This window comes from Pseudonocardia sp. ICBG601 (assembly GCF_020496245.1).
In genome coordinates, this window is record NZ_JAHLJA010000049.1 from 77,350 (window position 1) to 88,782 (window position 11,433).

General features: G+C 75.1%; 7 protein-coding genes and 2 pseudogenes. 1 reads left to right on the forward strand and 8 read right to left on the reverse strand.

The genetic code is table 11. The features are described from left to right. Window positions 1-159 precede the first annotated feature (159 nt). From KPL57_RS17315 to KPL57_RS17340, 6 genes and pseudogenes are all read right to left on the reverse strand, one after another. Window positions 160-1,047 carry a MaoC family dehydratase N-terminal domain-containing protein gene (locus KPL57_RS17315; protein ID WP_226352403.1) on the reverse strand — a complete coding sequence of 296 codons (888 nt, stop codon included), beginning with the start codon at window positions 1,045-1,047 and terminating at the stop codon, window positions 160-162. Continuing rightward, the gene (locus KPL57_RS17320) at window positions 1,044-1,838 is read right to left on the reverse strand and encodes an alpha/beta fold hydrolase (RefSeq protein WP_020621837.1); all 795 of its coding nucleotides are present in this window, start codon (window positions 1,836-1,838) and stop codon (window positions 1,044-1,046) included. Before KPL57_RS17320 ends, KPL57_RS17315 begins: the two co-directional genes overlap by 4 nt. Continuing rightward, window positions 1,835-3,271 (reverse strand): wax ester/triacylglycerol synthase domain-containing protein, encoded by a 1,437-nt coding sequence (locus KPL57_RS17325; RefSeq protein ID WP_226352404.1) that lies wholly within the window; start codon window positions 3,269-3,271, stop codon window positions 1,835-1,837. Before KPL57_RS17325 ends, KPL57_RS17320 begins: the two co-directional genes overlap by 4 nt. Further along, window positions 3,268-4,773 carry an HAD-IB family hydrolase gene (locus KPL57_RS69795; RefSeq protein WP_020628118.1) on the reverse strand — a complete coding sequence of 502 codons (1,506 nt, stop codon included), beginning with the start codon at window positions 4,771-4,773 and terminating at the stop codon, window positions 3,268-3,270. The genes KPL57_RS17325 and KPL57_RS69795 overlap by 4 nt, the downstream gene beginning before the upstream one ends. Beyond that, window positions 4,760-7,164: pseudogene (locus tag KPL57_RS72255) on the reverse strand (glycerol-3-phosphate 1-O-acyltransferase). Before KPL57_RS72255 ends, KPL57_RS69795 begins: the two are co-directional and overlap by 14 nt. Window positions 7,165-7,264: 100 nt before the next feature. After that, complete coding sequence (locus tag KPL57_RS17340) at window positions 7,265-8,686, reverse strand: aspartate aminotransferase family protein (RefSeq protein ID WP_226352405.1); 1,422 nt, start codon at window positions 8,684-8,686, stop codon at window positions 7,265-7,267. 262 nt (window positions 8,687-8,948) lie between these two features. On the opposite strand from KPL57_RS17340, the gene KPL57_RS17345 reads away from it, so the two are divergent. Beyond that, on the forward strand, window positions 8,949-10,283 hold the full coding sequence (locus KPL57_RS17345; RefSeq protein ID WP_308252908.1) for a PucR family transcriptional regulator ligand-binding domain-containing protein: 1,335 nt from the start codon (window positions 8,949-8,951) through the stop codon (window positions 10,281-10,283). Between the two features lie 443 nt (window positions 10,284-10,726). On the opposite strand, the pseudogene KPL57_RS69805 reads toward KPL57_RS17345, so the two are convergent. Beyond that, window positions 10,727-11,118: pseudogene (locus KPL57_RS69805) on the reverse strand (class I SAM-dependent methyltransferase); the annotation flags it as partial. Window positions 11,119-11,182: 64 nt separating this feature from the next. Next, a partial coding sequence (locus KPL57_RS17355; RefSeq protein WP_226352406.1) for a hypothetical protein occupies window positions 11,183-11,433 on the reverse strand: 251 nt, incomplete at its 5' end.

Here is an 11,433-nt window from a genome sequence, read left to right on the forward strand (position 1 = left end):
GGTCGCGGCCCGGCGGGAGGCGGGTACCGGTGGTCGGGGCCACCGGTGCGTGACGCCCGGTGTTTCGAGGGCGGACGGCGGGGTGCGCGGTGACGTGGGACGCGGCGACCCCGGGCCAGCGGCGGTTCGTCCGCCGCTACGCCCCGCGGACCTGACCGGTCAGGACGCCAGCTCGATGCTCCCCCGCACCGACTCCGGCGCCCCGTCCGATCCCGCGGCGACGACGATGCGGTCCCCGTCCGGGGTCCCGCCGACCCAGACGTCCGCGCCGGCGAAGGCCGGTGCGGTGAGGCGGTACTCGAAGCCGCGGACGAACGCCGTCGGGCGGTGGCGGCGCGCGATCTCCAGGCCGAGCAGCGCGAACAGCGGGCCGTGCACGACCAGCCCGGGATAGCCCTCCACCTCGGTGACGTAGGGCAGGTCGTAGTGGATGCGGTGGGTGTTGTAGGTCAGCGCCGACATGCGGAACAGGAGCTCCGGGCCGGTCGGCACGGTGAATCCCCACTCGTGTTCCGGACGCGGCGCCGGGTCCGGGGCGGTGATCCCGCGCCCGGTGCCCGCGGGCTGCGAGCGGTAGACGATGTCCTGCTCCTCGACGCAGAGGAGCGTGTCACCGCGGTGGAACTCCGCGCGGGTGGTCACGAAGGCCATCTGCCCGCTGCGGCCCTGCTTCACGCGGACCGGGCCGAGCTCCTGGCGGCGGGTCACCGGTTCACCGACCCGCCACGGGGCGTGCCACGTCAGGCGGCCGCCCGCGACCATGCGTCGCCGGTCCGGGATCGGCGGCAGGAAGCGACCCTCGCCGGGGTGCCCGTCGTCGCCGAGCGCGGACGTCGGCGGAGTGTCGAGGAAGGCGAACCAGTGCCACAGCGGCGGGAGCGGGTCGCCCTCGGCGGCGACCGGGTCGAGGTCCAGCAAGCCGGAGAACGCGGCGACCGACCACGCGGACACCGCGTCGGTGCCGACGAGCGGCTCCGGCGCCCAGCCCTCGACGGCCGCGGCCAGGTCCACGGCCCCGTCCGGCGCCCCGGCGGCCGGCCCGGTCACGAGGCCACCTCGTAGCGGGTGTGCTGCAGGATCGTCCACGCGACCAGGGCCGGGTTGTCGACCATCGGCACGTGCCCGACCCCCGGCAACACGACGAACTCCGCGCCGGGCACGGCGTCCATCATGGGGCGCCCGTAACGGCTGTAGGGGATCGTGCGGTCCGAGCCCGACCACGCGATCCGGACCGGGCAGGGCAGCTCCTCGAACGGCGCCATCGCGTTGTCCATCCGCGCGGCGGACAGCAGCGGGTCGAGCACCGTGCAGCCGAGGAAGTCCGCGAACAGCTCGGCGACCTCCTCGGGGGTGAAACGGTCGGTGCGCTCGGACAGCGCGCGCAGCATCAGCCGGCGGATCAGGCCGCACGAGGCGAGCGCCCGGACCGGCGCCCACCCGGCGAGCATCGCGCCGATCCGGAAGCTCGCGAGCAGCCGGTACAGGTCGGCGGGCATCTCCCACGTCCCGGCCGGGGACAGCGCCACCACCGACCGGGCTCGCCCGCGGCGGGCCAGCTCCAGCGCGACCCAGCCGCCGAGGGAGTTCCCGACGACGTGCGGCCGCTCGGGCACTCCGAGCCCGTCGAGCTGGTCGAGCAGCGCGTCGACCAGCAGGTCGATGCTGAACTCGCCCTCGGGCATCGGCGGGCCGTCCAGATGGCCGGGCATGGTGACCGCCCAGACCTCGTGGTGCTCCTCGAGCATCGCCAGCACCGGCTTCCAGGCCCGCCACGACGACGTCACCCCGTGCAGCAGCAGCAACGGCTCGCCGGACCCGCCGACGTGGACGGCGCTCACGCCACCACCACCGGCTCGGCCGATCCCGGGTGCAGGGCGAGGACCTCGGAGAACCCCTCGGCCAGGCAGCGCGCGAAGGTGTCGCGGTCGGTGATGGCGGCGGCGTCGATGTTCGCGCCGACGCAGCAGAGCTCGCCGTGCGTGACGACGGTGATCATCGCCGCGCAGCCGGGCAGTGGCGCGAACGGGTAGACCCGCTCGATCCGTGCCCCGCACAGGAACGCCTCCGCCCGCAGGCCCGGCACGTTCGAGGCCTGCAGGTCGTTGCCCTGGGTCGACCCGCCCGCCACCAGCGTCAGCAGCGGTCCGGGCAGCCGGGCCAGCAGCGGGGCGACGACATCCGGGCTCTCCAGCGCGGGCTCCTCGCGGGCCGCACGCATCTGCTCACCGACCGCCCGCAGCCGGGCGGCCGGATCGGCGATGCCCATCGGGCCGCGCAGCCGGGCCGGCGCCCACCGGTTGCCGCCGTCGGCGTCCCCGGGTCGGCGCACCGACACCGGAACCGAGGTGCGCAGGACCGCGTCGCCGGGGACCGGGTGGCCCATCTCCTCGTGGTAGCGGCGGAAGGCGCCGAGCAGCGAGGCCACGTAGGCGTCGTTGAACGAGCCGCCGACCGTCTTCGCGGCCGCCCGCAGGTCGGGGAAGGAGACGTCGAGCGCGACGAACCGCCACGACGTCCCGCGCGGGCGCAGCAGCTCCGACCCGGTGCCCGGCGGCGGCGACAGCACCCGCAGCGCGGACTCCAGGTAGCGCGCGCTGTCGCGCGCCGCGGAGAGCGGGTGGGTCAGCGCACCGACGACGTCGCGCGCCGCGCGCACCGTCGCCGGGACGATGCCGGCCTCACGGCGCACCAGCCGGTCGACCTCGGCCAGCGGGTCGGGCGTCTCGGTGGCGGGTGCGGGGGGCTGCGGCTTCTCCTCGTCGTGCTCCCGCTTGCGGCTGTGCAGCTGCGACAGCAGCTGGACCACACCCATCCCGTCGGTGAGCACGTGGTGCAGCTTCAGCAGGAACGCGGCGCGACCGCCCGGGAGACCTTCGACGAGGGTCGCTTCCCACAGCGGCCGCTCCCGGTCGAACGGCGTCATCATGAACTGCTCGGCGATCGAGGACAGCTCCGGCCAGAAGTCGGGTCCCGCGCCGGGGATGCGCACCCGGCGCAGGTGGTAGTGCAGGTCGAACTCGACGTCGTGGATCCAGTAGGGCGTGCCCAGCCCGCCGAGCGGCTCGCGGATCCGCTCGCGGAAGCGCGGCACCATCCGCGTCGCCCAGTCGACGGCGGCCACGAGCCGGTCCCAGTCCGGCCGGACGTCGAGCAGCTCGACCGCGAGGACCGGCGAGCGGAACCGGGGGTCGTCGGCCTCCGCACGCCACATCATCGTCTCGAACGACGAGATCTCGCGGACCGAACCCCACGCCAGCGGAGTGTCACTCATGCCGGGTCCTCCTGGCTGCGTCCGTCCTGCGCGATCCGCCGCTCGGGCCAGGCCGCGAGCGTGTCGAGGAACTGGTCGCGGACCTGGTCGGCGTACTTCCCGACGTCCTCCGGCACCCACGACGACGTGTCCACCGGCGGGAGCACCGCGACCTGCACGGTGCCACCGCGCATCGTCTGCGCACCCCGCCACATGATCTCGCCGGCGTTGCGGATGACCACCGGGACGATCGGGACACCGGCCTGGATCGCGATGTGGAACGCGCCTTTCTTGAACGGGCCGAGCCGCGGCGTCGCCGAGCGCGTCCCCTCCGGCGCGATGGCCAGCGAGACCCCTTCGTCGCGGAGCTTCTCCACGGCGGGGCGCAGCGCCTCCCGGGCGGCGGTGGAGTTGCCGCGGTCGACGAACGCGACGTCGGCGGCCCAGAACAGCTGGCCCCACACCGGGATCTGTGCGGCCTCCTTCTTCGCGACGCCGGTGAAGTTCTCGCGGAGGAGCTTCATCATCAGCGGCACGTCGAACTTGGACTGGTGGTTGAACACGAACACGCACGGGCGCGCCGAGTGCAGGTGCTCCGCGCCGCTGACCTCGACGTCGATCCCGGCCAGCCCGAACGCGACGTCGGACCCCACCCCGGCGGCCATGTCGACGAAGCGCCGCCGCGAGCCGTGCAGCAGACCCGCCCCTGCCGCGGTCGCGAGACCACCCAGCAGGCCGCCGTAGAACACCGCGGTCCGGGCGAGGTCGGCGACGCTCGGGAACAGCCCGCCCCGCGGCGCGCAGTCGAGCACCGGCCAGCCCCGCTCCACCGCGAGCCTGCGAAGCGAGTCGGTCGGCGAGACGGCCACCGCGTGCCCGACGGCGGAGAGGAACTCCGCGTCCTCGGTGCCGTTGGCGTAGCCGAAGCAGTCCGCGAGGTCGACGCCGTGCGCCGCGGCGTCGGCCCGCACCGCGTCGGCCTTGCCGGTCCCCCACAGCGAGGTCCCGGCGACGCGGCCGGTCAGCACGCCGTCGCGCACCTCCAGCTCGGTGCACAGTGCGCGGTCCGCGCCCAGCTCCTCGGCCATCGGCTGCACCTGGAACCGGGTCGCCGAGGACGCCATCACGACCTGGTGGCCCTGCTCCCGGTGCGCGGCGACGAGCTCCCACACCTCCGGGTGCAGCGCGGCCGCGATCTCGTCGCGGAACAGGGTCCGGCCCAGCGCGAGCAGCTCGTCCTCGCTGCGGCCCTTCCAGGTCGCGAGGGTGATCGCGAGGAACTCCTTGAAGTCGTCGTCGGTGCGGATGCCGCGCATGCCCGAGAGCACCGTGCGCACCATCTCGACCGGGCCGACGTCGAACTCACGCAGCCGTCGGCGGTAGAACGCGCCCGCCGAGTAGCCGTCGATGACGGTGCCGTCGTAGTCGAAGTAGGCGATCGTGCCCGGTCCGGGCTCGGCCTCCCGGATGGCCCGGATCCTGGCCCGGGTGTCCCCGTCCCGCGCACCGTCAGCTGGCGACACCCGAGTCCCCTTCCGCACGCTGTTGCGCCCCGGCCGGCGGGACGACGGCGCCCGCGGCGGCGGAGGCCGCGACCGTCGTCGTCTCGCCGGAACCGAGGACCACCTCGAGGCGGGCGCGCTGCAGCTCGCCCAGCCGTCCCAGATCGTGGATCACCGCGGTGACCTCCGTCAGCCAGGCGGCGCGCCGGTCGGCCAGCGGCGCACCGGCCGCGCCGGACTCCGGCTCGCGGAGAAGGTCGCGGTTGTCGGCCTGGCGCACGGCGGTGGCGTACAGCTCACGCGACACCGAGTCGGCGCGGTCGACCCGCTGCTGGAGCAGCATCTGGCGGCCGACGCCCAGGCAGTCCTCCAGGAACTCCTTCTCGTCGGTCATCGGCTCCTCGCCGAGCGCGACGAGCCGGTCCGCGACGACGAGCTGGGCGTCGAAGAACGAGCGCAGCACACCCGGCGCGACCAGCAGCGGCGCCTGCCGCAGCGCGCCGCGGACGTCGGCCGGGTCCGCCGCGCGGGTCCGCCACTGCGGGTCGACGAGGTCGAGCTCGCCGATGATCTCGGCGCGGAACTCGCGGCGGGTGGAGAAGAAGAACTCGAACTTCAGCAGGTCCCGGAGCCGGGCCAGCTCCCGCCATGCGACCTCGACGATGTCCTCGTCCGGGTCGGCGTCGCCCACGCGCAGCAGCGCGATCTCCAGCATGGCCCGGTTGAGCAGGTGGTGCAGCGCGCCGTTGCGGTAGAACGCGGCCACGTGGTGGCGGCCGGTGCTGATGGCGAAGACCGGCTCGGTGCCGCCGTCGTAGATGGTGACGACACCGGCCTCGGCGATCCGGTCGAGGGTCATCCGCAGGCCGTGCCGGGTCCGCAGCTCGGCGATCGGCACCGGGATGCCGCGGGCCTCCAGGTAGTCCGCCAACGGCGCGACGACCTCCCGGACCTGCTGCAGGGTCAGTGCCCGGTCCTGCGCCCAGAGCAGCGCGAAGGTCGCGAGCGAGGTCGCGGTGGCCGGGGTGACCCGGTTGATGCCGGCGCACACCCGGAACGCGACCTTCTCCAGCTGGGCCCGGCCCGGCCCGGCCCGGCGTCGGCCAGCGCCTGGCGCAGCGCGAACGGCTCGGCGAAGCGCACCCGGGCGGTGCCGATGTGGCGGCGCTGGTCCCGGAAGTAGCCGAGCAGCCAGCCCAGGCCCTCGGCCTTCTTCGCCGCCCCACGCTGCTCGGCGGCCATCGCACCGACCTCGTGCAGCTGGTCGTAGACGATCGACACCGGCACCAGGATCGCGTCGAGCTCGGGGCGCTCCTCCAGCGCGGACACCAGGTACCGCAGCAGCCCGATGCGGGGCTTGCGCAGCTTGCCGGTGCGGCTGCGGCCGCCCTCGATGTACCACTCCAGGTTGAAGCGCTTCGCGAGCAGATGCCCCAGGTACTCCTGGATCGCGGCCTTGTAGATCGTGTCCCCGCCGAAGGTGCGCCGGATGAACACGATCCCGGCCCGGCGGCCCAGCGCCCCCATCGGCCAGAACGACAGGTTGTTGCCGCCGAGCACGTGGTTGCGCGGGAAGTCGCGGTCGTGCAGCACCTCGGCGAACAGCAGCGGGTCGGCGTAGGACCGGTGGCTGGGCAGGAAGACCAGTGCGTGCTCCTTGTTGAGCTCCCGCAGCCGCTCCAGCCCGGACTCGTCGACCTGCACGTCCCAGGCCTTGGAGTGCATCGGGCCCATCATCGCCCGGAACACGTCGATCGCCGGCGGGCTCTGCACCGCGGCCATCTCGTGCAGGCAGGACTCCAGGCGCTGCTCGACCTCGGCGGCCGGGGTGCCCGTCTGCCGGGCGAGCCGGTCGACCAGCGCCGCGAACCGCGACGAGGAGGTGATCTGCTCGACCATCCGGCGCGGCACCTTGTAGCGGTCGCCGAGGATCCGCCGCTCCGCGCGGTCGCAGGCCAGCACGGCCTGGCGGGCGACGAAGCGGGTGAAGCCGTTGCTGCCGGGCCGCCCGCTCTCCTGGGCGACGAACCGCGACACCAGGTCGGCGACGGTCGCGGCCTCCCCCACCACGACCCGCGCCGCGTCCGGGCGGTGCCGGGCCATCGAGGGGTGCAGCGGCGACCAGGCCATCCGCATGACGGCCGAGGTCGCGAGCCCGGTGAGCTTGCCGACCGCGCCGCTGTCCTCCGGCTCGGGGGTCACCCAGGCCACGCGGGCGGGGACGATCACGGTGTCGTCGCCGTGCAGGGCCTCCCCCAGGGCGGAGGGCACCTCGCCGTTCGGCCCGATCCCGACGACCCTCGCGCCCGGGTGGTGCTCCTCGGCCCAGCGCCGCAGGATGCCGCGCTCGGTGTGCGACCGGGCCTGGGTCACGACGACCTCGCGTCCGCCGGTGAGGTCGTCGGTCGTCATGGAGCCCCCCGTCGCATGCCCCGCCGCGGTGCGGCGCCTGCGCGTTCAACCTAGTTACCCGCCGGTTGGTCAACAACCGACGCGGCGGGTCCCTACGAACTCATACGACCTCCGCCGCCTCGGTGAGCACGTGCCGCAGGATCTGCTCCATCTCGTCGAACTCGGCCTGTCCGGCGATCAGCGGCGGTGCCAGCTGGATCACGACGTCCCCGCGGTCGTCGGGCCGGCAGTACAGGCCCGCCTCGAACAGCGCACCGGGGAGGAAGCCGCGCACCAGCCGCTCCCGCTCCTGCGGGCCGAAGGTCTCCCGGGTCTCCCGGTCGCGCACGAGCTCGATCGCCCAGAAGTAGCCGTCGCCGCGAACGTCACCGACGATCGGCAGGTCGCGGAGCCGGCCGAGGGTCGCGCCGAACGCGTCGGCGTGGGACGCGACGTTGCCGTAGAGGTCCTCGCGCTCCATGAGGTCGAGGTTCGCGAGCGCGACGGCGGCGGAGACCGGGTGCCCGCCCCAGGTGTAGCCGTGCGGGAACGTCACGCCGGGGGCGAGGAACGGCTCGATCACCTTCTCCGAGGCGATCATCGCGCCCAGCGGCCCGTAACCCGAGGTCATGCCCTTCGCGCAGGTGATGATGTCCGGGGTGAACCCGAACTTCGCGCTGGCGAACGGGACGCCCTGGCGGCCGAAGCCGGTGATCACCTCGTCGGCGACGAGGAGCACGTCGTGCCGGTCGCAGATCTCGCGGACCCGGGCGAAGTACGACGGCGGCGCGGTCAGGCAGCCCCCGGAGTTCTGCACCGGCTCCAGCACGACCGCGGCGACGGTGTCGGCGCCCTCGAACGCGATGGCCTCCTCGATCCGGTCGGCGGCCCAGCGGCCCAGCGCCTCGGCGTCGCCGTCGAACTCGGGGTGGCGGTAGAGGTTGGTGTTGGGCACGCGGAACCCGCCGGGGGCCAGCGGCTCGAAGTCCTTCTTCATCGCGGGCAGCCCGGTCACGGCCATCGCCCCGTGCGTGGTGCCGTGGTAGGCCGTCGCCCGGGAGATCACCTTGTGCTTGAGCGGGCGGCCGCGGAGCTTGAAGTACTGCTTGGCCACCTTCCAGGCGCTCTCGACGGCCTCGCCGCCGCCGGAGGTGAAGAAGACCCGGTTCAGGTCGCCGGGGGCGAGATGGGCCAGCCGCTCGGCGAGCTCGGCCGCTGGCGGGGTCGTGTAGCCCCAGACCGGGAAGAACGCCAGCTCCGACGCCTGCCGGGCGGCGACCTCGGCCAGCTCGCGCCGCCCGTGCCCGGCCTGGACGACGAACAGGCCGGCGAGGCCGTCGAGGATCCGGCGCCCGCGGTCGTCCCACAGGTGCACGCCCTCGCCACGGGTGATGACCGGGATCGGGTTCGCGCCGTCGCGGCCGTGCATCCGGGCGAAGTGCATCCAGAGGTGCCGGCCCGCAGCGTCGGCGTGCGGTGAGAGGGCGGGCGCGTCCGGGGTGGCACCGGCCTCGGTCCGGGTCGGGTTCTCGACGGCGGTCACGTGGGGCTCCCTCGGTAGCGGCGTGGACACCTCCGATCGTCGGCGCCGCGACGGCTCCGGTCAGGGATACGATCCGTATCGTCCCGAGCCTTCCGGCGAACGGAGTGGATCCCCGGTGCACCCGACCATCGCCGACGTGCTGGCCCGTCGGAGGTCGGGCGGGGGCACCGGCCGTCCGGGCCGGGCGGGCGGCACTGGGCACCCCCGTACGCTGGGTGCACGTCAGCGAGGTCGCCGACCCGGCGGGGACGCTGCCCCCGGGGTGCTGGTGCTGTCGGTGGGGATGCCGGTGGCCGACCCCACCACCGTCCCCGCCCGCTACGTCGACGCGCTGCGGGCCGCCGGGGCGGTCGGGCTGGTCGTCGAGATCGGGCAGCAGCTGCCGTCGCTACCCGCGGGCTGGTGCAGGCCGCCCGCGGCGGCCGGGTTCCCACTGGTGGAGCTGCGCCGCACGGTGCGCTTCGCCGAGATCGTCGCGGCGTGCTGGGGGAGATCGTCGACCGCGGCGGACGACCTCCCCGGGCCGCCGGGCGCCGAGGCCGCGTTCCCGGTCGCTCGCCCTGCACCGGGTGGGGCCCGAGCGCGTGGTTCGACGAGCTGGCCCGCCGGATCGACGCACCCGTGGTGTGCGAGGACCTCGCGCACCGGGTCCTGCTCACGGCGGGCGGCCCGGACCTGCGGGACTGGGTGGCGCGCTCGCGCCTCGCCGGGCCCGCCGGGCCCGAGGCTGGGCGGACCGCGCCGGTCGGGCGGCCGGGCGCGCGGGGTGGGGCGGCTGACGGTGCGTCGCGGCCGACGCCGGGCACCGCCGACCGGGTCCGCACGGTGCTCGACGCCGCCGCGGACGCGGTGTCGCTGCTCGACCCGGATCCGGTCGTCCCTGCTGCGTGCCGCCCGCGACGCGCTGGTCGCCGACCTGGCCGTCGCGGTCCCGTCCGACGCCGGACGGCTGGCGGTGCGCGCCCGCGCCGCCGGGCTGGACACCGCCGTCGGATTGTCGGTGGTGGCGCTGCGCGCGACCGGCGATCACTCCCCGGAGCAGGGCCTCGACGCGGCACTCGCCGTCGTCGCACCGCGGCGACGGTGGCCTCCCCCGCACCCGGCGAGCTCGTCGCGCTCGTCCCCGGCGACGGCGGCCCGCTGCTCGCCGCGCTGCCCGCCACGGTGGCCGCGGCGACGGCCGGGCCCGGCTCCGTCGCCGACCTGCCGGACCTGCTGCGCCGGGCCCGCGAGGACGCGGCCGCCCCCGCGCGACCGCGGCGGCCGCGGCCCGGTCCGGGTGCCCGCGCTGCGCAGGCTGGTGGTGCACCGCCTCGGCGACGACCCCCATCTGCTCGGCTTCGCCGCGGACGTCCTCGGCCCGGTGGGCGCACTGCCCGCGGCCGCGCGGACCGACGCCCGGGACACCTGTGGGCCCTGGTCGACAGACGGCGGGGGGTCGTCGCCGACGTCGCCAGCGCGGCTCGGGGGTGGGCCGCCCGGCGGCCTACGCCCGGCTGCGCCGCCTGTCCGCCCTGCTGACCTGGACTCGACCGACCCCGAGGTGCGGACGACGCTGCACCTCGCCCTGCTCGTCGACGCCCGCGCCGCGCGCTGAGCCCGCCGCTCAGGGCCGGTCGCCCACAGCAGCGTCGTCGCGCCGAGGATGTCGACGACCGTGCCGCCCAGCGGTCGCCCGTAGTCCGCGGCGACGTCGCGAGCCGTACGGGCCGTGACCGTCCAGCCGTGGCGGCGCAGCCAGGCGTCGCAGGGCTCGGTCCGGGCTCGGCGAAGAACAGCTCGCGGACGTCGGTGCCGGGCAGCATCTCCTGGGCGGCCACCCGGAACGACGGGTCGTCCGCGATCCGCTCGACCTGGTCGCCGAAGTGCCTCGACGGCGATCCGGCTGCCCGGCGCGACAGCGCGTGCACCCGTTCGAACAGGAGCTGCTCGGCGTCGGCGGGCAGGTAGGGCAGCAGCCCCTCGGCCAGCCAGGCGGTCGCGGGCCGGGTCGAAACCGGCGGCGGTGAGCGCGGCGGGCCAGTCGTGGCGCAGGTCGACCGGCACGGTGATCCGGCGCGCGGTCGGCGTGATCCCCGCCTCGGCGACGACCCCGTCCTTGAGTCCAGCACCTTCGGCTGGTCGACCTCGAACACCGTGGTCCCGGCGGGCCACGGCAGCCGCAGGGCCCGCGCGTCGAGGCCCGCGGCGAGCAGCACGACCTGGGTCGTCCCGGCGCCGGTGAGGGCCTCGTCGAAGAAGCGGGAGCGCACGCCCTGGTAGCCGGCCTGCACGACCCACGGGTCGGCGGGGTCGTCCGGGTCCTGCGGCACGCCGACAGCGTCCCGGCCGCATCGACGAACCGCTGGGCGTACGGATCGTCGACCAGGCGGTCGGGGCGGCGGTCTCCAGTGCCCCGCCCCGCGGCGACGGCCAGGGCTGGTGGCGCCCACGCTGCTGCTGATGTTCCCACTGATCGTCGGCTGTGCGCATGCCGATCACGGTAGGAGCTGATGCTTAGCGTCGCTCACCAGTCACGCGGATGACCACTCGCACGGCGCAGGCGGTACCGGACACCGAGCCCCATACCGACGGTGCGTGCGCGATCAGCGACGCCGCGTAGGTGCCAGGGAGCACGGCCGCCGCCGTCAGCCCAGGGCGCCCACCTGGCGTGCGGGCCTCGGGGTCGTCGTCCTCGGAAGGCTCGACGACCGGCTCGCCGACCAGCTCGCCGTAGACGGCGGTCAGGGCCTGGGCGATCCGCACCC